Below are 21554 nucleotides of genomic sequence, written 5' to 3'. Positions count from 1 at the left end.
ATAAGTAGTTTCATTCTGAATGCTTTTCGTTATAATTAGGGAAGTGTCATCGTCTTACTATAAATTTATGGTAAAATAAACGATAAAAGATTGAGTACATAGAGTGGGTGAATAGATTGAAGCTACTAGTGAAAGCACCAGCAAAGATTAATCTGTCGTTAGATGTACTGGGAAAAAGACAAGACGGATATCATGAAGTGAAAATGATTATGACAACCATTGATTTAGCAGATCGTCTAGAACTAACGGAATTAGCAGAAGACCGTATTGAAATTTTATCCCATAATCGGTATGTCCCAGACGACCAACGAAATTTAGCTTATCAGGCAGCGAAATTATTAAAAGAGAAGTTTAATGTAAAAAAAGGTGTATCTATTACTATTGAAAAAACGATTCCAGTAGCAGCTGGATTAGCAGGTGGAAGTAGTGATGCAGCAGCGACATTACGTGGTCTTAATAAATTATGGAATTTAGGGCTTACAATTGATGAGTTAGCAGAGCTTGGCGCAGAAATTGGATCAGATGTATCGTTCTGTGTATACGGAGGCACAGCAATTGCCACTGGAAGAGGAGAGAAAATTGAGCATATAAAGACTCCGCCTTCTTGTTGGGTTATTTTAGCGAAACCACATATAGGTGTATCTACTGCTGATGTGTATGGAAATTTAAAGTTAAATCGAGTTACACATCCGAATGTAGATAAAATGGTTGATGTCATAAATTCTGGTGATTATAAAGGAATTTGTGATACTGTTGGTAACGTTTTAGAAGATGTAACATTTGGAATGCATCCTGAAGTTGCCCGTATTAAATCACAGATGAAGCGATTTGGAGCGGATGCTGTATTAATGAGTGGAAGTGGTCCAACTGTATTTGGACTTGTACACCATGATTCACGAATGCATCGCATTTATAACGGATTAAAAGGATTTTGTGAACAAGTCTATGCGGTACGTTTATTAGGAGAGCGAGAAACGCTTGAATAAAGACGTATAATACGTTATGATTTGTTTAGAATATTCGTGATTTGAGGTGAGAGTATGAAAATTAGAAGAAGTACAAGATTAGTCGATATGACTTATTACTTGCTACAAAACCCTCGTCAGCTAGTATCTCTCACTTTTTTTGCTGAAAGGTATCAATCGGCTAAGTCTTCCATTAGTGAAGATTTAGTTATTATTAAGCAAACGTTTGAACAACAAGGGGTCGGCACATTGCAAACGATACCAGGAGCAGCAGGAGGAGTGAAATATATACCGTATATAAGTGAAGAAGAGGCAGATCTAATTATTGATGAGCTTTGTGGCTTATTTGAAAACCCAGATCGTATTTTGCCTGGCGGTTACTTATACATGACAGATTTATTGAGTAATCCTCGCCATATTAATGGCGCAGGTCGTTTGTTTGCTTCTGTTTTTGCTAGGCAACCAATTGATGCAGTTATGACGGTGGCAACGAAGGGGATTCCACTTGCTTATGCAGTGGCAAATTACTTAGATGTACCAGTTGTAATTGCAAGGAAAGATAATAAGGTAACAGAAGGTCCGACTGTTAGTATTAACTATGTGTCGGGTTCTTCTAAACGAATTCAAACAATGACGTTAGCAAAACGCAGTCTTCCAGAAGGGTCGAATGTTTTAATTATTGATGACTTCATGAAAGCTGGCGGAACAATTCAAGGTATGATGAGTATGTTAGAAGAGTTCAAGGCTAATGTTGTTGGTATTGGTGTATTAGTAGAATCCACAGATATTGAAGAACGACTAATTAATAATTTTGTATCATTAATTCGTCTATCGGAAGTTGATGTGAAAGAAAAAACGATTCAAGTGGAAAAAGGGAATTATTCTCTTGCGCCATTTGATGAAGGGCTTGTAGAGGCGGAATAAAAGATAGAGCAGATAGCTCTATCTTTTTTTATTTTATTTATAGATTATAAAATAGATGGACAAACTGCCTTTCGTACACTATTTTTAAAGAGTAAAATAAATAATAAAAGGGTGAAAAGTATGAAAGTTGTTCAAACAAGCAAGGCACCACAAGCAATTGGACCTTATTCACAGGGGATTATTGTAAATAACATGTTCTATAGCTCAGGACAAATTCCATTGACGGCAAATGGGGAGCTTGTAACAGGAGATGTAACAGTACAAACAGAACAAGTATTTCAAAATTTACAAGCGGTATTAGAGGAAGCAGGTGCTTCATTTGATACAGTCGTAAAAACAACAGTATTTTTAAAGGACATGGATGATTTTAATGCTGTGAATGAAGTGTATAGCTCTTATTTCTCTACTCATAAACCAGCTCGATCTTGTGTGCAAGTAGCAAAATTACCGAAAGATGTTTCCGTTGAAATTGAAGTAATCGCCCTAGTTAAGTAACCTTTTGTAAGCGATAACCTCCACTAATCTCTATATTCAACTACTTTAAAAATTTTTATCTTAAAAATTTTTAAAAAATTAAAGGGAAAATAGAAAATTTGTGGAATTTATACAAATATATCGCTTATTTAGAAAAGGGTGGTGAACACAAGATGGAAGTGACTGACGTAAGATTACGCCGCGTAAACACAGAAGGCCGCATGAGAGCAATTGCCTCTATTACTCTAGACCATGAATTTGTTGTTCATGATATTCGTGTAATTGATGGTAATAATGGATTATTTGTAGCAATGCCAAGTAAACGTACTCCAGATGGAGAGTTCCGTGACATTGCACATCCAATTAATTCTGGTACACGCTCTAAAATTCAAGATGCGGTTTTAACAGAGTATCATCGTTTAGGCGAGTTAGAAGAGGTTGAGTTTGAAGAAGCGGGTGCTTCGTAAAATTCGAATGAAAAGGGCTTTTGACAAAAAGCCTTATAATTTTGTAGCAAACTCCTGTAAGCATTTACAGGAGTTTGTTTTTTTTGCTTTATATTTGGAAATTGCACAATTTATTAACATAAAAAGAAGAAACTACTAATTTTTTCAAAATCATTTTAAATAGTATAGCTTATTTCTTAAAAAAGATACTAAAGAGTAAAACATCTTATAAGAATTATGGTAAAATTTAATAGTTAAAATGTGTTTCTTGAAATATATGATGATTTAGGATAATATCTTTAATGGATAAATAGGTTGCGATGGAGGGTCTATATGTCAAACAGATTTGCAGTGATTCTAGCTGCAGGTAAAGGCACACGTATGAAGTCTAAGCTATACAAAGTGCTGCATCCTGTATGTGGAAAACCTATGGTACAACACGTAGTCGATCAAGTATCTCAATTAGGATTGCAGAAACTTGTAACGGTTGTTGGACATGGTGCTGAAATGGTACAAGAACAGCTAGGGAACGTAAGTGAATTTGCATTACAAGCAGAACAACTTGGTACAGCACATGCTGTAGATCAAGCTGCAAGTGTACTTGCAAATGAAGAAGGAACAACTTTAGTTATTTGTGGTGATACGCCTCTAATAACTGCTGAAACAATGGAAGCATTACTTCAGCAACATAAAGAAGCAGGAGCAATGGCGACGGTGCTAACAGCATACATAGAAGAGCCTGCTGGATATGGCCGTATTGTTCGTAATGAGAATGGTCATGTTGAAAAGATTGTTGAGCATAAAGATGCAAATGAGAAAGAATTAGCTATTAAAGAAATCAATACAGGTACGTATTGTTTTGATAATAAGGCTTTATTTGCTTCACTTTCTAAAGTTTCAAATGATAACGTGCAAGGTGAATATTACCTTCCAGATGTTATTGAGATTTTAAAAAATGAAGGTCATATCGTATCAGCTTATCAAACAGAGCAGTTCGACGAAACGTTAGGTGTTAACGACAGAGTCGCTCTATCGCAAGCGGAAATTATTATGAAAAACCGTATCAACCGAAAGAACATGGTAAACGGTGTTACAATTATTGATCCAAGTAACACTTATATTTCTGCTGATGCAGTTATCGGTAGTGATACAGTTCTTCATCCAGGAACAATTATTGAGGGGAACACTGTAATTGGCTCTGATTGTGAAATTGGACCGCATACAGTAATTCGCGATAGTGAAATTGGAGATCGTACGACAATTCGACAATCTACTGTACATGATAGTAAGCTTGGTACAGAAGTATCGGTTGGTCCATTTGCACATATTCGCCCAGATTCAGTTATTGGAGACGAAGTACGCGTTGGAAACTTCGTGGAAATCAAAAAAACTGTCTTTGGTAATAGAAGTAAAGCTTCACACTTGAGTTATATCGGGGATGCACAAGTTGGAGAAGACGTGAATCTTGGTTGTGGTTCAATTACGGTGAACTATGACGGTAAGAATAAATTCAAAACTGTAATTGGTAATGGGGTATTTATTGGATGTAATTCAAACCTTGTTGCTCCAGTAACAGTTGAAGATGGTGCTTATGTGGCAGCAGGCTCTACAATTACAGAGAATGTTCCATCAAAAGCATTATCGGTAGCACGTGCACGTCAAGTTAACAAAGAAGACTATGTTGATCAATTGCTGAATAAGAAAAAATCATAATGTGGAGGGTTAATCTAGATGTCGACTCAATATCTAAATTCTAATTTGAAAGTATTCTCTTTAAACTCTAATAAGGAACTTGCTGAGCAGATTGCAAAGCATATTGGAGTAGGGCTAGGAAAATGTTCTGTTGATCGTTTTAGTGATGGAGAAGTTCAAATTAACATTGAAGAAAGTATCCGTGGTTGCGATGTATTCATTATTCAATCTACAAGCTTCCCAGTAAACGAACATATCATGGAATTACTTATTATGATTGATGCATTAAAACGTGCATCTGCGAAAACAATTAATATTGTTATTCCTTACTATGGTTATGCGCGTCAAGACCGTAAAGCGCGTTCTCGTGAACCAATTACATCGAAACTTGTAGCAAACTTGCTTGAAACAGCAGGTGCAACTCGTGTAATCACTCTAGATTTACATGCTCCACAAATTCAAGGGTTCTTTGATATCCCAATCGACCACTTAATGGGTGTACCGATTCTTTCAGATTACTTTGAAACAAAAGGTCTTAAAGATATCGTAATCGTGTCTCCTGACCATGGTGGTGTAACTCGTGCAAGAAAAATGGCAGATCGTCTAAAAGCGCCAATCGCTATTATTGATAAGCGTCGTCCTCGCCCGAACGTATCAGAGGTAATGAACATTATCGGTAATATTGAAGGTAAAACAGCGATTTTAATTGATGACATCATTGATACAGCTGGTACAATTACATTAGCAGCAAACGCTCTTGTTGAGAACGGTGCTTCTGAAGTATATGCTTGCTGTACACACCCAGTATTATCTGGTCCAGCAATTGAGCGTATTCAAAATTCAAATATTAAAGAGTTAGTTGTAACGAACTCTATCGTATTACCAGAAGAGAAGAAAATCGACAAAGTACATGAACTTTCAGTTGCTCCATTAATCGGAGAAGCAATCATTCGTGTATACGAAGAAGAATCTGTGAGTGTATTATTCAATTAATTGGATAGAATGAGACGTAACCAAAATTGGTTACGTCTTTTCGTATCGAAAAAAGAAAGTAGTGGTACAAGAATGAAATTGATAGTAGGACTTGGGAACCCAGGTAGAGAATATGAATTAACAAGGCATAATATTGGATTTATGGCCATTGATGAACTTGCGAAGCGTTGGAACATTTCTTTGAATGAACAAAAATTTAAAGGTGTATTTGGTGCAGGGTTTGTTAATGGAGAAAAGGTAATCTTATTAAAGCCGCTAACATACATGAACTTATCTGGGGAAAGTATTCGTCCACTCATGGATTATTATAAAATTGATGTTGAGGACTTCGTTGTTATGTACGACGATTTGGACATTCCTGTAGGTAAATTGCGTCTTCGCATGAAAGGTAGTGCTGGTGGACATAATGGTGTAAAGTCAACGATTTCGCACCTAGGAACACAAGAATTTCAACGTATCCGTATGGGAATCGATCGCCCGAAAAATGGAATGAAGGTAGTCGATTATGTATTAGGACGCTTTACATCTGAAGAGATTCCGGATGTTAACCATTCTATTGAAAAAGCAGCGGATGCATGTGAAGAGTGGCTAAATAAGCCTTTTCTCCAAATCATGAATACTTTCAATAGTTAAAAATGAGATTGGGAATATTTCTCTTTTGTTTTACCCATACTAGTAGTAATTGAATTTTTAGGAGGCTAGTATGGAAGGGTATTATTATTGCAGACACTGCGGAGGTAATGTAGGCTCCATTAACGCAGAAAAAGTATATAGCGACGTTTTATTTCAACTAACAGAGCAAGAAGTAGTAGAAATGATTCATTTTCATGAGAATGGAAATATATATATAAAAACGATTTGTGAATCGTGTCAAGAAACGCTCGCATCTTATCCTGAGTATTATGAGTATGAAAAATTTCTGCAATAAAATGTTGTCGCTTTGGCATGTCCAAAGCATTTTTCTGTTTTCCTTTTCCAAAATATTTGCATAAAATAGAATGACTTGCTCTTTATGTTGAGAGGAGTTTTAAAAATGATAGGTTTATTAGAGCAATTTTATAAAAATGAAGAGATACAATCGGTTATTAATGGATTAGAAGATGGGTTAAAAGAACAACTTATATCAGGGATGGCAACGTCTTCTCGTTCGTTATTAATGGCGGCTTTATATAAAAAAACAAAAAAATCACAATTAATCGTGACACATAACTTATACCAAGCACAAAAAGTACATGAAGATTTAGTGGCGTTACTTGGTGAAAAAGATGTGTGGCTATATCCAGTGAATGAACTGATAGCATCGGAAATTGGGGTTGCAAGTCCAGAATTGAAGGCGCAACGTATAGAAGTGTTAAATCGCTTGGCTACGGGAGAGAATGGAATCATTGTAGCGCCAGTGGCAGGATTGCGTAGATTTTTACCAATAAAAGAATTGTGGAAGCAAAAGCAAGTTGAAATCAATCTAGGGCAAGAGATTGATTTAGATGCGCTCTTGCATACTTTACATCATATTGGCTATGAACGTAAGTCGATGGTAGAAGCTCCAGGGGAGTTCAGTTTGCGTGGGGGAATATTAGATATTTATCCTTTAACTGAAGAACTACCATTTCGTATTGAATTCTTTGATACAGAAGTCGATTCTATTCGATTATTTGATGTGGATGAACAGCGTTCTCAAGGTAAAAAAGAAAGCGTTAGATTTGGTCCGGCAACAGAGTTTTTATTTTCACAGGAAGAATTAAAATCAGGAATTCAGCATCTTGAAGAAGGTTTAACTAAGACGATGCAAAAACTTTCTGATGATAAACTAAAGACTACAGTGCTTGAGACGGTAAGTCATGAAATTGAGATGTTGAAAAACGGGCAAAGTATAGAACAGATGTTTAAATACTTATCTATTTTCTATAAAGAACCTGCTAGTCTGATAGATTATTTACCAGAAGACGGTGTTGTAATTTTAGACGAGATTTCCCGTATTCAAGAAACAGCATCGCATCTTGAAACAGAAGAGGCGGAATGGTATATATCACTTCTTGGTGAAGGAACAATTATTCAAGATTTATCTTTCTCTCACCCATTCGAGGGGTTTCTTCATCATAAAAAAAGAAGTTTTGTATATTTAACGTTATTCTTGCGTCATATCGCACACACACATCCGCAAAATATTGTTAATGTAACATGTAAAACAATGCAAGATTTCCATGGACAGATGAATTTGTTAAAAACAGAAATTGATAGATGGAATGAAGGGCATTTTACGACTGTTGTACTTGGAACAGATGATGAACGTGTGAAAAAATTACAACATATTTTAAGTGATTATGATATTGAGGCAGATATTGTAGAAGGTACAGATATCTTATTGCCTGGAAGGTTACAAATTGCTGTAGGTGATTTACATGCAGGATTTGAAATGCCGATGCAAAAGCTTGTTGTCATTACTGAAAAGGAGCTTTTTCATAAGAAAGTTAAAAAATCACAACGTAAACAAAAGTTATCGAATGCTGAACGTATTAAAAGTTATTCGGAATTAAAAGTTGGAGATTATGTAGTTCACGTAAATCATGGTATAGGTAAATTTTTAGGTATTGAGACATTAGAGATTAATGGTGTTCACAAAGATTATTTAAATATTAAATATCAAGGTAATGATAAGCTATACGTTCCAATTGAACAAATTGATCAAGTCCAAAAATATGTAGGATCTGAAGGTAAGGATCCGAAAGTTTATAAATTAGGTGGTAATGATTGGAAAAAGGTTAAAACGAAAGTTGAAAAATCTGTACAAGACATTGCGGATGACCTAATTAAACTATATGCTGAGCGCGAAGCTTCAAAAGGCTATGCATATACGCCAGATACGGCAGAACAACAAGAGTTCGAATCCTCTTTCCCATATCAAGAGACAGAGGATCAGTTACGTTCTATTGACGAGATTAAAAAAGATATGGAACGCGGACGCCCGATGGATAGGCTCCTTTGTGGTGACGTAGGGTATGGAAAGACTGAAGTGGCTATTCGTGCGGCATTTAAAGCAATTATGGATGAAAAACAAGTTGCAATTTTAGTACCGACAACGATTCTTGCGCAGCAACACTATGAAACAATTCGAGAGCGTTTTCAAGATTATCCGATCAATATAGGCTTATTAAGTAGATTCCGTACGAGAAAACAACAAAATGAAACAATTAAGGGCTTAAAGGATGGAACAGTAGATATCGTAATCGGAACACATCGTATTTTATCTAAAGATGTTACGTATAAAGATTTAGGGCTTCTTATTATTGATGAAGAACAAAGATTTGGTGTAACACATAAAGAAAAAATTAAACAATTGAAGGCAAATGTTGACGTATTAACATTAACGGCAACTCCGATTCCGCGGACGCTTCATATGTCTATGCTTGGTGTGCGCGACTTATCTGTTATTGAGACACCACCAGAAAATCGTTTCCCAGTCCAAACGTATGTAGTCGAGTATAATCCAGCGTTAATGCGAGAGGCAATAGAGCGAGAGCTTGCAAGAGGTGGTCAAGTTTACTTCCTATATAACCGTGTAGAGGATATTGAAAGAAAAGCAGATGAAATTTCGATGTTAGTTCCAGATGCCCGCGTAACGTACGCACATGGGAAAATGAACGAAAGCGAATTAGAGTCTGTTATGCTATCATTTTTAGAAGGACAGCATGATGTTCTTGTAAGTACAACAATTATTGAGACGGGTGTAGATATTCCGAATGTAAATACGTTAATTGTATTTGATGCAGATCGTATGGGATTATCACAGTTGTATCAGCTTCGTGGGCGTGTTGGACGTTCTAATCGTGTTGCGTATGCATACTTTGCATATAAACGTGACAAAGTGCTGTCAGAGGTTGCAGAGAAGCGTCTACAAGCAATTAAAGAGTTCACGGAACTTGGATCTGGTTTCAAAATTGCGATGAGAGATTTATCTATTCGTGGAGCAGGTAATTTGTTAGGGGCAGAACAGCATGGATTTATTGATTCTGTCGGATTTGATCTATATTCGCAAATGTTAAAAGATGCAATTGAACAGCGTAGAGGAACAGATGGGGCTGAAAATATAGTTAATGTTGAAATTGACTTAGAGGTAGATGCATATTTACCAGATGCTTATATTTCAGATAGTAAGCAAAAAATTATGATGTATAAACAATTTAGAGGTGTTTCTGCAATTGAGGATATTGAAGAATTGCAGGAAGAAATGATCGATAGATTTGGCGATTATCCACAAGAAGTTGGTTATTTATTACAAATTGCAAATATTAAAGTGTTGGCAATGAAAGAACAAATTGAATTAATTAAGCAGAATAAATTTGAAGTAACATTCCTATTTTCTGAACAAGCAAGTCAAAATATTGATGGTGGAAAATTATTCATGCTCGGAAATAGTTTTGGACGTATGATCGGTTTAGGAATGGAAGGATCACAATTGAAAATTGTTATGAAAACAAATGGCTTAGAGACATCGAAGTGGTTAACAATTGCTGAAAATTTATTAAAAGGCTTACCAGATGTAAAAAAAGAAGTAATAAATGCCTAAAATAAGATAAAAAAATACAATTCGACGTGCATAGAAGAACTAATGTGTAAAATACTATGTCTAACAGTTGGTGATTTTTACATGAACAGGTAAATTCACCACTTTGATCATCAGTAGAAAGTGAGGCAGCATTAGAATGAAAGCAACTGGAATCGTACGTCGAATTGATGATTTAGGCAGGGTAGTAATCCCGAAGGAAATTCGTAGAACTTTACGTATTCGAGAAGGAGACCCACTAGAAATATTTGTTGATCGCGATGGAGAGGTAATTTTAAAGAAGTATTCTCCAATTAGTGAGCTAGGTGATTTTGCAAAAGAATATGCTGATGCTTTATATGACAGCTTAGGACATAATGTGCTTGTGTGTGATCGAGATTCTATCATCGCAGTATCAGGCGTATCGAAAAAAGAATACTTAAATAAAAGTGTTGGCGATCTAATTGAAAAAACGATGGAAGAACGAAAGTCTGTTATTATGACGGATGAAAGTGATATTTCCATTATTGATGGTGTAACAGAAAAGGTTCATTCTTATACAGTTGGACCGATTGTTGCAAACGGAGATCCGATTGGAGCCGTCATTATTTTTTCAAAAGAAGCCATTATAAGCGAGATCGAGCATAAAGCGGTTAATACTGCTGCCAGTTTCTTAGCGAAACAAATGGAACAGTAAGGGTATATTGATTTTAGAAGTAGCAATCTTTCCTAATTATGATCTTTCTTTTTGAGAAATCAATTATTTGGAGATATATGTATATTGAATGAAGGTAGCACTTTGCTACCTTTTTTCGTTGAATATTTTTAACATTTAGGAACTCATTATTACCCGTGTTGGTAAGGGAGTTTGTTCTTTTCTTTATGATATAATACGAGAGGTGAGAATAGAAAAAGGAGTTTTCTTGTATGGAAGCGAAGAAGTATCAAGCCTTTTGGCGTGGGGCTATTATATTAACGATTGCAAGTTTCGTTACAAAAGTATTAAGCGCTTTTTACCGTATTCCATATCAAAATATAGCGGGGGATATTGGGTTTTATATTTACCAACAAATTTACCCGTTTTATGGATTTTGTTTAATTTTAGCTACTTATGGATTTCCTGTTATCATTTCGAAAATGGTTGCAGAACGACTAGAGCGGGGAAAACAAAAAGAAGCAGAAGAAATTATTTGTGTATCTTTTTGGTTCTTATTAGGGATTGGTTTTATAGGCTTCTTTACACTGTTTTTTGGGGCCGAAACAATTGCGGTAGCTATGGGCGATATACACTTAGATAAGTTACTACGTGTTATTTCATTTTCATTCTTATTGATGCCATTTTTGTCTGTAGCAAGAGGGTATTTTCAAGGATTTAATAATATGATGCCAACGGCTGTTTCGCAAGTAATAGAACAAACAATTCGAGTTTCTATTATTGTATTTTTATCGCTATTCCTAATTGCTCACGGATTTGATTTATATACAGTTGGTGCAGGGGCTATGTTAGGCTCAATTGCGGGTGGACTTATTGGGATTATTGTACTTATATTGTATATGCGTCAAGATTTTCGTTCTATATTCTTCAAAAGTGCAGCGAGAATTAAGGGTAAAAGGAAGATAGTTAAAATCCTTTTTTGGCAGGGGTTAGCGATTTGTGTTAGTAATTTAGTGCTTATTTTTATACAGATGGCTGATTCAGTGTCCTTTTACAGCTTACTTATTGGTGCGGGAGAACAGGCTGAAAATGCAAAGGTATTAAAGGGTGTTTATGATAGAAGTATTCCGCTAATGCAATTAGGTACTGTTGTGACGACTTCTTTCTCGTTGTCACTTATTCCGATTATTACAGCGGCGAAGGAAAGAGGAGATCTTTCCTTTATTCAAGAAAAGGTAAAGTTAGCAATGAAAATAACATTTGTTATTGGACTTGCAGCAGCTATTGGACTAACTTGTATTATTCAACCTACCAATATTATGTTGTTTGAAAACAGTGATGGATCAGATGTTTTATCTATTTTATCGTTATCTATTTTATTTAGTTCATTGTCAATTACGACAGCTTCTATTTTACAAGGATTAGGGCAAACGTTTAAGCCAGCGTTATTTGTTGTATTTGGAGGTTGCTTAAAGTTAGCGTTAAATTATATATTCATGCCTTATTTTGGTGTGAAAGGTGCAGCTTTTGCGACTTTATGTGCGTTAATTATAATCTCTGGATTAAATAGTTTGTTGCTTACGAGAGCTGTATCAGGGTCACTTATCAATAAGCGAAATATGTTAGGGATAGTAATTAGTGGTATCTGTATGGGGTTTGTATTAATGATGTTCACACGTGTGTTACAGATGTCTGGATTAGTAATTAATACGGAACATAGAGGAAGCGCGACGCTTGAAGCGTTGTTAGGTGTAGCCATCGGCGGATTGACATATATGTTTTTTATTTTGAAATTACGTGTATTTACAAAAAAAGAATTAGGAACCGTTATGAAACAAGAGAAAAAAGAAGGTTCATTGAAGAAGAGTGGATAGAGGTGACTGGTTGTGAGTGGAATCATTACTATTTTAGGTTTAGGAGCTGGTGAATTAGATCAGCTAACGATGGGTGTATATCGAAAAATAAAAGAAGCAGACCATCTGTTTGTTAGAACGAAGGAACATCCAGTTATAGAAGAATTGGAGAAAGAAGGCGTACAATATACGTCTTTTGATGCTGTATATGAAGCGCATGATACGTTTGAAATTGTATATGAAACAATTGCGAATAAATTGCTAGAACAAGCTGAAGGTACAGAAATTATCTATGCTGTTCCCGGGCATCCACTTGTAGCAGAAAGAACAGTTCAGCTACTGTTAGAAAAAGGAGAAGTTTCAAATGTTGAAGTGCGAATTGAGGGTGGACAAAGTTTCCTTGATCCTATGTTTGCAAGTCTAAAGATTGATCCGATTGAAGGATTCCAATTACTTGATGCTACATCATTTGAAAGAGGGCAATTAGAACTGCGTCAACATTTAATCTTTTGCCAAGTATATGATGCATTCGTTGCATCTGATGTGAAATTAACATTAATGGAGATGTTACCAGATGATTATGAAGTGTATATCGTAACAGCTGCAGGAACTTCATTTGAACAAGTAAAGAAGGTACCGTTGTACATGTTAGATCATGAAACGGAATTGAATAATTTAACGAGTGTGTACGTGCCGCCAGTTCAGGAGCGTGCGTCTTTGTATCAACAGTTTGATGTTCTTAGAGAAATTATTGCGGAACTTCGTGGTCCAAATGGTTGTCCGTGGGATAAAAAGCAAACACATCAATCATTAAAGAAATATTTAATTGAGGAAGCTTATGAAGTGTTGGAAGCAATCGATGAAGAGGATGATGATCACTTAGTAGAAGAATTAGGTGATATATTATTACAAGTTATGCTTCATGCTCAAATCGGAGAAGATGAAGGTTGGTTCTCTATAGATGATATCATTCGAACTCTATCTGAGAAAATGGTTCGTCGCCATCCGCATGTGTTTGGAAATACGGATGTAAACAGCGCTGATGAAGTGATTGCAAATTGGGAAGAAATTAAAAAACAAGAAAAAGGATTCGTGAAAGAATCTGTTTTAAATGGCGTTCCCAAAAGTTTGCCACAGTTACTACGCGCCTATGAAATTCAGAAGAAAGCTGGTAAGGTTGGATTTGATTGGGTTGATGTGCAACCGATGATAGAGAAAGCTTTGGAAGAATGGCAAGAGTTCCAACAAGAGGTTACAAATATGGATGAGGAAAAGATGCTGGGTGAGTTTGGTGATTTACTATTTGCATTTGTTAATATAGCTCGTCATTACAAAATAGATCCAGAAGAGGCGTTACGTTCAACTAATGAGAAATTTACTGGTCGTTTTTTATACATGGAGGCAAAAGTAGCTGAAATGAATAAAGAGATGAAAGATTTATCATTAGAACAGTTAGATGTTTTATGGGAAGAAGCGAAACAAACAGAGCGTTAATAGGGGGATTTGATATGCGTCTAGATAAGTTTTTAAAAGTATCACGTTTAATTAAAAGAAGAACATTAGCGAAAGAAGTAGCTGATCAAGGAAGAATATCTATTAATGGCCAAGTGGCAAAAGCGAGTTCTGATGTGAAAGTAGCTGATGAATTAACAATTCGTTTTGGTCAAAAAATAGTGACTGTGAAAATAAATGAATTAAAAGAAACAACTAAAAAAGAAGATGCAGCAAATATGTATAGCTTAGTTCGTGAAGAAAAAGTAAAAGCGGAAGAAGGCTTGTTCTAAAATCATGTATCCCCTCATACATTACTATTAGCTAGTAAAAACCTATGGGGGGATTTACGTGAATAATGGTTACTCACCTACGTCTTCTAATCAACAAAATGTTTCTGTAGAGCATGACATTATTATGCGTGGCAGGCGTATAATTGATATTACCGGTGTGAAGCAGGTAGAGAGTTTTGATAGCGAAGAGTTTTTACTAGAGACCGTAATGGGTTTTTTAACGATTCGTGGTCAAAATTTACAAATGAAAAATTTAGATGTGGAAAAAGGTATTGTGTCGATTAAAGGGAAAGTTAATGAGATGCTGTATATTGATGAAAATCAAGGGGAAAAAACTAAAGGTTTCTTTAGTAAGTTGTTTAAATGAGCTTAACAATTCAGTTGTATACAATGCTTTCAATGATTGGAATGGGTGCTTGGATTGGAGCGTCTTTAGATACATATCAACGTTTTTTAAAGCGCCAAGAACGTAAACGTTGGCTTGTATTTATACATGATATATTATTTTGGATTGTCCAAGCATTATTCGTCTTTTATGTATTGCTTCTCGTAAATGAAGCTGAGCTACGTATATATGTGTTTTTGGCATTATTATGTGGTTTTGCGGCATATCAAAGCTTATTGAAGGCACTATACATGAAGCTGTTAAATTTTCTCATCTATATTTTTATGCAAACAACATATTTTTTTGTTCGAATTATACAGCTACTCATGATAAAACCTGTTATTATTATAGCGCAGCTATTTATTGCATTTATATTATTCTTATTTCGTATACTGCTTTCAATTGGACATGTGTTATGGAAAATGGTGATTTGGATATTACTTTTCATATGGAAAGTTTTTTTCTGGCCTGTTCGATTTATTGCTTCGCTCATATGGAAACTTCTCCCTAATCGTGTTAAACTTTTTATAGTGAAACATATAGGGTTCCTGCAATATATAGCAAAATTGAAGGGACATATCTTCCAACTATGGGAGCATATAAAAAAGAAGTTAGGGGGACCTCGGAAATGAGGGAACTGAGACAAAGAACAATCGAAAAACAGAGTCCAAATCCTGTTAAAGAGCATATAATACAAACGGATGAGAACAGGAAGCGACTTTATCGCCGTTTAGCGGTTTTTCTTGTCTTTACTTTTACAATTATTGCGAGTATTAGTGTAACGTTTTATCAACAAAACAGTTCCATTAAAGCAAAAGAAGCAAAAGTTAAGGACATGAAAAAAGAACTGGATTCATTAACGAATAAAGAAAAAAGTCTAAAAGACGAAGTTCAAAAGTTAAATGATGAAGAGTACGTATTAAAGATTGCTAGAAGGGATTATTTCTTCTCTGGTAAAGGGGAGATAATTTTTCCTGTTTCTAAGTAGAGTATGTCTTATTGACACTATATTTTAGGATTATATATAATAAAGTAAAATTTGACTTTTTAACCACTAAGGAGGAGCATTTTTTTTATGTCAATCGAGGTAGGCAGCAAGTTACAGGGTAAAGTAACAGGTATTACAAATTTTGGGGCTTTTGTGGAGCTGCCAGAGGGCTTAACGGGTCTTGTTCATATTAGTGAAGTTGCTGATAACTATGTAAAAGATATTAACGATCACTTAAAAGTGGGCGACCAAGTAGAAGTAAAAGTTATTAATGTTGAAAAAGATGGAAAGATTGGTTTATCTATCAAAAAAGCGAAAGAACGTGAAAAAACAGAAGGAGATCGTCCACGTGGTGAATACCAACGCGGTGGTGATCAACAACGTTCTGGACGTCCACAACGTAATAATCGCTCTTTCAACAGAGATAATCGCGGTGGCGGTAACGACCGAGCTCCGAAAGAAACATTTGAGCAAAAGATGGCACGCTTCTTAAAAGATAGCGAAGATCGTTTAACTTCTTTAAAGCGTAACACAGAGTCTAAACGTGGTGGCCGTGGCGCGCGTCGCGGATAATAAGGACGTTTAGTTTTTAACATATAGAGAGGTACCCAGAGTAATGTCTCAGGGTGCTTTTTTATATGTAAAAAATATTTTCAAAAAAGTTTTTGAGATGTGTTGACTTTAATTAGTATCTGATGTAAGATACTAATTGTCCGTTAAATAAGACGACATGGCGGTGTAGCTCAGCTGGCTAGAGCGTACGGTTCATACCCGTGAGGTCGGGGGTTCGATCCCCTCCGCCGCTATATTTAATTTAACGGCCCGTTGGTCAAGTGGTTAAGACACCGCCCTTTCACGGCGGTAACACGGGTTCGAATCCCGTACGGGTCATCTAAAAAGATCATGCAAATTTGCATGATCTTTTTTTTGTTAAATAAATTAAGATATACAACACTTCTACAAAATCACCCTATATTTTCTGAATGTTTAATTAAAATCTCGGAAATAACTTACATACCCTGTATATCTGTAGAGTTATTTCGAATAAAAAGTCGAACGATTATAAAAGTGAAAACTGTTGTTTTGACAAAAAAACCAACAATCATCTTTTATAATGACAGTAATTAAACTATGCAGGTGGTGTTAAAAATATGCCTAAAGCAGGAAGGAATACTATGAATACAAGTGCATTGGCAATGAATGAGAGTCAGCTTGATGGAATAAAGTGGACGAGTAAGTTGCGAATGAAATTTGAGCAAGTTTTCTTTAGATGGGGATTTATTATTGTTGTTATTGGTTTTCTTTTGGGACGAGCATATATATTAACAAATATTTTACCGTTTGCACTGCCATTTTTTGCTGCTGTTTATGTTATGAAGCGGGATAAGATGCCGCTAGCATTTTTAGCTCTAATGGGAGGAGCTCTTTCAGTATCGATAGATAATTTGTTTTTTACCTTTGCATCTATCTTTACCTTCTTCATTTATAATATCTTCTTTAGTCGATTTACACGTAAAACTGTTGGACTTGTTCCATTTCAAGTATTTATCTCCGCATTAACCGCACACTTAGTTGTTGTATATTTTGCACAACAAACTGTCACCATGTACGATTTACTCGTTAGTACCATTGAGGCTGGGCTTAGTTTTGTATTAACTATGATATTTTTACAAAGTGTCCCACTTTTAGTGGAAAGGAAAGGAAAACAACAGGCATTAGAGACGGAAGAAATTGTTTGTTTGATTATATTACTAGCATCTGTTTTAACGGGTACAACAGATTGGTTTGTATATGATGCTTCTATTCAACATATTTTTACAAGGTATTTAGTGCTAGTATTTGCATTTATTGCGGGTGCTGCCACAGGGTCTACAGTGGGGGTTGTAACAGGACTAATATTAAGTTTAGCAAATGTGTCTAGCTTGTCTCAGCTTAGCCTTCTTGCTTTTTCTGGATTGCTTGGTGGATTGTTAAAAGAAGGAAAGCGTTTAGGTGTTAGTTTAGGTTTATTAATTGGGACAAGCTTAATTACATTATATGTAGACAAACAGACAAATATTGTAACAACTTTAATTGAGTCAGGTGTAGCGATTGTTATCTTCTTATTAACACCGAAGCTTGTTTTGGATCGTATTGCTAAATTTATGCCAGGTACACAAGAGCATTCGCAAGATCAACAACAATATTTAAGAAGGATACGTGATGTTACAGCAAATAAAATCAACCAATTTGCAAATGTATTTGCTGCTTTATCTAATAGCTTTTCTGTATATGGGTATGTAGAGGAAGAAGATAAAGAGACAGAAGCAGATTTGTTTTTGAGTACAATTACTGCGAAAACATGTCAAACATGCTTTAAAAAGGATCAATGCTGGGTAGTGAATTTTGATAAAACGTACGATTATATGAAACAAATAATGAATGAAACGGAAGAAGGAACCCTGCAACATAATCGTAAATTAGTTCGTGAGTGGGACAAGCATTGTGTGAGAGGGAAAAAAGTGACGGATTTAGTAGCCGGTGAATTAGATCACTTCTATGAGGGACAAAAATTACGAAAACAAATGAAGGAAAATCGTAGAATAGTAGCGGAGCAACTATTAGGTGTATCAAAGGTTATGGAGGATTTTGCTAAGGAGATACAACGAGAGCGTGAAAATCATCAAGTGCAGGAAGAACAGATTATGCAAGCGTTCCGAGATTTTGGTGTCGAAGTAGAGCATGTTGATATTTATTGTTTAGATAGAGGAAGTATTGATATTGAAATGTTAATTCCAGTTGCATCTAATGAACATGGTGAGTGTGAAAAGTTAGTTGCACCGATGCTTTCAGATATCCTTAAAGAAAATATTGTCGTTAAACATGAAGAAAAGTCTTCTTATCCAAATGGCCATAGTTTAATATCATTTGGTTCGGCGAAGACGTATTCTCTTGATACAGGATTGGCTACAGCTGCAAAAGGCGGTGGATTTGTTTCGGGTGACTCTTATGCGATGATGGATTTAAGTGTTGGTAAATACGCACTTGCGATTAGTGATGGTATGGGTAATGGGCAAAGAGCTCATATGGAAAGTAAGGAAACGGTGAAATTATTACAAAAAATACTCCAATCAGGCATTGATGAAGAAATAGCAATTAAGTCTATCAATTCAATTCTTTCTTTGAGAACGACAGAAGAAATGTTTACGACATTAGATTTAGCTATGGTAGATTTGCGGGATGCGAGTGCAAGGTTTTTAAAGATTGGATCAACGCCGAGTTTTGTTAAACGCGCAAATAATATTTTGAAAATTGAAGCAAGTAATTTGCCGATGGGAATCATCGAAGATGTTGAAGTTGATGTGGTGGGTGAACAATTAAAAACGGGCGATATTCTTATTATGATGAGTGATGGGATTTTTGAAGGAGCACAGCATGTGGAGAATCATGAATTGTGGATGAAACGAAAAATTAAAGAATTGCAAACCGAAGACCCGCAAGAAATTGCTGATATCATTATGGAAGAAGTGATTCGCTCTTGTGATGGTTATATAAATGATGATATGACTATTGTAGTGGCAAAAGTGAAGAAAAATATGCCGAAGTGGGCTACGATTCCGATTGTAGGAATGCAGGCGCAGTAAAATGTAAGTGGAATGTTTATCTATAATTTGATTTTAAAAACCTAGGTGAATACCTAGGTTTTTTTGTGGGAAAAGGTAATGTTATTAATTTTGTGAATATACACGGAGGATGTAAGATAAAAATGTAATTTTTGTATATCTTTTTTTTGCACAATGTTTGTAAAAGTTGTACCATTGTAGACAAGGTGACTAAGGTTGCTGTTCTTGTTTAATGAAAGGTGATTGCGAAGTTGAAAGATACATTTGTTGAAAAAGTAGATGACTTTGTAAAGCAGCATGATGTATTAAAGAATGATTCAACAATTGTTGTGGGAGTTTCTGGTGGTCCTGACTCGTTAGCGCTTTTATATTATTTATTAGAAAAAAGAGCGGAAAAACAGTTGGAAATTGTAGTTGCTCATGTGGATCATATGTTTAGAGGTGATGAATCTTATGAGGATTTACAGTTTGTGCAGGGCCTTTGTGAAGAACTGGGAATTATTTGTGAAACGATAAGGATTAATGTATCACAATATCAACAGCAATACGGAATGAATGCACAGGTTGCTGCGAGAGAATGCAGATATGCATTTTTGGAAAGAATAATGAAGAAATATGATGCGAGATATGTTGCTCTTGGACATCATGGAGATGATCAAGTCGAGACAATTTTAATGCGTCTTGTAAGAGGGAGTACTCCGAAAGGATATGCAGGAATTGCAGTGAAGCGTCCTTTTCATAATGGATATTTAATTAGGCCGTTACTTGGCGTAACGAAGGAAGAAATTGTTGATTACTGTAATAAGCTAAATTTAATGCCACGTATAGATCCGAGTAATAAAAAGGAAGTATATACAAGGAATCGATTACGTAAATATGTCCTTCCTCATTTGAAAGAAGAAAATCCACAAATGCATGAGAAATTCCAAAAATTTAGCGTGCAGATGCAAGAGGATGAGGCTTATTTGCAGGAATTAGCTTTTGAGAAAATGAATAAAGTAATTACAAAAAAAAGTGATAAACAAATTAGCTTATCAATTCCTGCCTTTGAATCCATGTCTATGCCTTTACAAAGAAGAGGGATTCAACTAATATTAAACTATCTTTATGAATATAAGATTCCATCTTCTCTTTCTTCTATACATATTGACAAGTTGATTGAGTTTTTTAAGCGGACACAACCTTCAGGTTCACTTGATTTTCCGGGTGATTTGAAAATTGTTCGTTCATACGAGGAGTGTAGCTTTAGATTTAAACAAGAAATTGTCTCTCCTTTTTCACAAGATTTATTAGTACCCGGGACCATTACGCTATTGAACGGGGATGAATTTGTAACAGAGGTGAGCGAAGATATACCAAGTAACATGAATGAAACAGTATTTGTTGCTAAGTATAATGATATATCATATCCACTTCGTATTCGTTCTAGAGAAAATGGAGATCGCATGTCAATACAAGGTATGAATGGTACGAAAAAGATAAAAGCTATTTTTATCGAAGCGAAAGTACCGAAAGAAAAAAGAGAAGAATGGCCGGTCGTTTGTGATGCAAGTGGGACTATTATTTGGGTACCCTTGTTGAAACGATCTGCATTTGCAATTTCGAAAGAGATGGCAAAGAAGGATAAATATATGATTATTCACTACAAAAGCAAGGAGTCTTCCGGGAGGATAATGAAATGATGAATCAAGATATCGAAAAAGTATTAATTTCTGAAGAGCAAATACAAGAAAAGGTGCGCGAACTAGGTGCAATTATTGCAGAGGATTATAAAAACACAGTACCTCTTGCAATTGGTGTATTAAAAGGCGCAATGCCATTCATGGCAGATTTATTAAAGAGAACAGATACATATCTTGAAATGGATTTTATGGCTGTATCTAGTTACGGTCACTCTACAGTTTCAACAGGCGAAGTGAAAATTTTAAAAGATCTTGATACTTCTGTAGAAGGTCGCGATATTTTAATCGTCGAAGATATTATTGATAGTGGTCTTACACTAAGCTACTTAGTAGACTTATTCAAATATCGTAAAGCGAAGTCTGTAAAAATTGTTACATTATTAGATAAGCCAACAGGCCGTAAGGTTGATCTGAAAGCGGATTATGTTGGATTTACTGTTCCACATGAATTTGTAGTAGGATATGGATTAGATTATAAAGAGCAATACCGTAATCTTCCTTATGTAGGCGTATTAAAACCAAGCGTTTACTCAAATTAATTAAATATAGGCTTCACAATTGTATAGGAAAG

General features: G+C 35.5%; 20 protein-coding genes and 2 tRNA genes. All 22 read left to right on the top strand.

Translation table 11 applies throughout. The features are described 5' to 3' along the window. Positions 1–116 precede the first annotated feature (116 nt). Entirely contained in the window at positions 117–986 is an 870-nt protein-coding gene (gene ispE / locus BLT20_RS27635; protein ID WP_000772104.1) for a 4-(cytidine 5'-diphospho)-2-C-methyl-D-erythritol kinase, read from the top strand. A gap of 54 nt (positions 987–1040) precedes the next feature. Continuing rightward, positions 1041–1889: a pur operon repressor gene (gene purR / locus BLT20_RS27630; protein WP_000702466.1), complete on the top strand. Its 849-nt coding sequence runs from the start codon at positions 1041–1043 to the stop codon at positions 1887–1889. Positions 1890–2009: 120 nt separating this feature from the next. Beyond that, on the top strand, positions 2010–2384 hold the full coding sequence (locus BLT20_RS27625) for a RidA family protein (protein ID WP_000869815.1): 375 nt from the start codon (positions 2010–2012) through the stop codon (positions 2382–2384). A gap of 152 nt (positions 2385–2536) precedes the next feature. Next, complete coding sequence (spoVG, locus tag BLT20_RS27620; RefSeq protein WP_000454041.1) at positions 2537–2830, top strand: septation regulator SpoVG; 294 nt, start codon at positions 2537–2539, stop codon at positions 2828–2830. A gap of 312 nt (positions 2831–3142) precedes the next feature. Beyond that, positions 3143–4522, top strand: coding sequence for a bifunctional UDP-N-acetylglucosamine diphosphorylase/glucosamine-1-phosphate N-acetyltransferase GlmU (gene glmU / locus BLT20_RS27615; protein ID WP_000071041.1), 1380 nt, complete (start codon positions 3143–3145; stop codon positions 4520–4522). An 18-nt stretch (positions 4523–4540) separates the two neighbouring features. Beyond that, positions 4541–5494, top strand: coding sequence for a ribose-phosphate diphosphokinase (locus BLT20_RS27610; protein ID WP_000107420.1), 954 nt, complete (start codon positions 4541–4543; stop codon positions 5492–5494). A 72-nt stretch (positions 5495–5566) separates the two neighbouring features. Further along, complete coding sequence (gene pth, locus BLT20_RS27605) at positions 5567–6127, top strand: aminoacyl-tRNA hydrolase (RefSeq protein WP_000767702.1); 561 nt, start codon at positions 5567–5569, stop codon at positions 6125–6127. Between the two features lie 70 nt (positions 6128–6197). After that, complete coding sequence (locus tag BLT20_RS27600) at positions 6198–6422, top strand: anti-sigma-F factor Fin family protein (RefSeq protein ID WP_000399438.1); 225 nt, start codon at positions 6198–6200, stop codon at positions 6420–6422. A gap of 105 nt (positions 6423–6527) precedes the next feature. Beyond that, positions 6528–10058, top strand: coding sequence for a transcription-repair coupling factor (mfd, locus tag BLT20_RS27595; protein ID WP_000579700.1), 3531 nt, complete (start codon positions 6528–6530; stop codon positions 10056–10058). Between the two features lie 136 nt (positions 10059–10194). Beyond that, positions 10195–10731, top strand: a complete 537-nt coding sequence (gene spoVT / locus BLT20_RS27590; protein WP_000648302.1) for a stage V sporulation protein T — start codon at positions 10195–10197, stop codon at positions 10729–10731. 230 nt (positions 10732–10961) lie between these two features. After that, positions 10962–12563, top strand: coding sequence for a putative polysaccharide biosynthesis protein (locus tag BLT20_RS27585; protein ID WP_000387586.1), 1602 nt, complete (start codon positions 10962–10964; stop codon positions 12561–12563). Positions 12564–12575: 12 nt separating this feature from the next. Next, positions 12576–14036 carry a bifunctional methyltransferase/pyrophosphohydrolase YabN gene (gene mazG / locus BLT20_RS27580; protein ID WP_000014239.1) on the top strand — a complete coding sequence of 487 codons (1461 nt, stop codon included), beginning with the start codon at positions 12576–12578 and terminating at the stop codon, positions 14034–14036. A 14-nt stretch (positions 14037–14050) separates the two neighbouring features. After that, positions 14051–14326, top strand: coding sequence for an RNA-binding S4 domain-containing protein (locus BLT20_RS27575; RefSeq protein WP_001234876.1), 276 nt, complete (start codon positions 14051–14053; stop codon positions 14324–14326). A 58-nt stretch (positions 14327–14384) separates the two neighbouring features. Further along, the gene (yabP, locus tag BLT20_RS27570) at positions 14385–14693 is read left to right on the top strand and encodes a sporulation protein YabP (RefSeq protein ID WP_001059104.1); all 309 of its coding nucleotides are present in this window, start codon (positions 14385–14387) and stop codon (positions 14691–14693) included. Further along, positions 14690–15343 carry a spore cortex biosynthesis protein YabQ gene (gene yabQ / locus BLT20_RS27565; RefSeq protein ID WP_000059772.1) on the top strand — a complete coding sequence of 218 codons (654 nt, stop codon included), beginning with the start codon at positions 14690–14692 and terminating at the stop codon, positions 15341–15343. Before yabP ends, yabQ begins: the two co-directional genes overlap by 4 nt. Then, the gene (divIC, locus tag BLT20_RS27560) at positions 15340–15699 is read left to right on the top strand and encodes a cell division protein DivIC (RefSeq protein ID WP_001208739.1); all 360 of its coding nucleotides are present in this window, start codon (positions 15340–15342) and stop codon (positions 15697–15699) included. The genes yabQ and divIC overlap by 4 nt, the downstream gene beginning before the upstream one ends. Positions 15700–15786: 87 nt before the next feature. Beyond that, positions 15787–16272 carry a S1 domain-containing RNA-binding protein gene (locus BLT20_RS27555; protein WP_000021451.1) on the top strand — a complete coding sequence of 162 codons (486 nt, stop codon included), beginning with the start codon at positions 15787–15789 and terminating at the stop codon, positions 16270–16272. Between the two features lie 159 nt (positions 16273–16431). Continuing rightward, positions 16432–16505 (top strand) — tRNA-Met (locus BLT20_RS27550). A gap of 13 nt (positions 16506–16518) precedes the next feature. Next, positions 16519–16590: transfer RNA gene (locus BLT20_RS27545), tRNA-Glu, on the top strand. 260 nt (positions 16591–16850) lie between these two features. Then, positions 16851–19322 (top strand): stage II sporulation protein E, encoded by a 2472-nt coding sequence (spoIIE, locus tag BLT20_RS27540; protein ID WP_061685283.1) that lies wholly within the window; start codon positions 16851–16853, stop codon positions 19320–19322. A 230-nt stretch (positions 19323–19552) separates the two neighbouring features. Further along, positions 19553–20983, top strand: a complete 1431-nt coding sequence (gene tilS / locus BLT20_RS27535) for a tRNA lysidine(34) synthetase TilS (RefSeq protein ID WP_000655463.1) — start codon at positions 19553–19555, stop codon at positions 20981–20983. Continuing rightward, positions 20980–21522 carry a hypoxanthine phosphoribosyltransferase gene (hpt, locus tag BLT20_RS27530; RefSeq protein WP_000981842.1) on the top strand — a complete coding sequence of 181 codons (543 nt, stop codon included), beginning with the start codon at positions 20980–20982 and terminating at the stop codon, positions 21520–21522. The genes tilS and hpt overlap by 4 nt, the downstream gene beginning before the upstream one ends. Positions 21523–21554 lie beyond the last annotated feature (32 nt).

The organism is Bacillus sp. cl96, from assembly GCF_900100505.1.
Lineage (GTDB): Bacteria > Bacillota > Bacilli > Bacillales > Bacillaceae_G > Bacillus_A > Bacillus_A cereus.
The sequence above is the reverse complement of the archived record's forward strand: the minus strand, read 5'-3'. Positions and strand labels throughout refer to the sequence as shown.

Coding starts and splice junctions, on each gene's coding strand:
- purR (WP_000702466.1), top strand. CDS start 1,041: ATGAAAATTAGAAGAAGTACAAGATTAGTCGATATGACTTATTACTTG.
- BLT20_RS27625 (WP_000869815.1), top strand. CDS start 2,010: ATGAAAGTTGTTCAAACAAGCAAGGCACCACAAGCAATTGGACCTTAT.
- spoVG (WP_000454041.1), top strand. CDS start 2,537: ATGGAAGTGACTGACGTAAGATTACGCCGCGTAAACACAGAAGGCCGC.
- glmU (WP_000071041.1), top strand. CDS start 3,143: ATGTCAAACAGATTTGCAGTGATTCTAGCTGCAGGTAAAGGCACACGT.
- BLT20_RS27610 (WP_000107420.1), top strand. CDS start 4,541: ATGTCGACTCAATATCTAAATTCTAATTTGAAAGTATTCTCTTTAAAC.
- pth (WP_000767702.1), top strand. CDS start 5,567: ATGAAATTGATAGTAGGACTTGGGAACCCAGGTAGAGAATATGAATTA.
- BLT20_RS27600 (WP_000399438.1), top strand. CDS start 6,198: ATGGAAGGGTATTATTATTGCAGACACTGCGGAGGTAATGTAGGCTCC.
- mfd (WP_000579700.1), top strand. CDS start 6,528: ATGATAGGTTTATTAGAGCAATTTTATAAAAATGAAGAGATACAATCG.
- spoVT (WP_000648302.1), top strand. CDS start 10,195: ATGAAAGCAACTGGAATCGTACGTCGAATTGATGATTTAGGCAGGGTA.
- BLT20_RS27585 (WP_000387586.1), top strand. CDS start 10,962: ATGGAAGCGAAGAAGTATCAAGCCTTTTGGCGTGGGGCTATTATATTA.
- BLT20_RS27575 (WP_001234876.1), top strand. CDS start 14,051: ATGCGTCTAGATAAGTTTTTAAAAGTATCACGTTTAATTAAAAGAAGA.
- yabQ (WP_000059772.1), top strand. CDS start 14,690: ATGAGCTTAACAATTCAGTTGTATACAATGCTTTCAATGATTGGAATG.
- divIC (WP_001208739.1), top strand. CDS start 15,340: ATGAGGGAACTGAGACAAAGAACAATCGAAAAACAGAGTCCAAATCCT.
- BLT20_RS27555 (WP_000021451.1), top strand. CDS start 15,787: ATGTCAATCGAGGTAGGCAGCAAGTTACAGGGTAAAGTAACAGGTATT.
- spoIIE (WP_061685283.1), top strand. CDS start 16,851: ATGCCTAAAGCAGGAAGGAATACTATGAATACAAGTGCATTGGCAATG.
- hpt (WP_000981842.1), top strand. CDS start 20,980: ATGATGAATCAAGATATCGAAAAAGTATTAATTTCTGAAGAGCAAATA.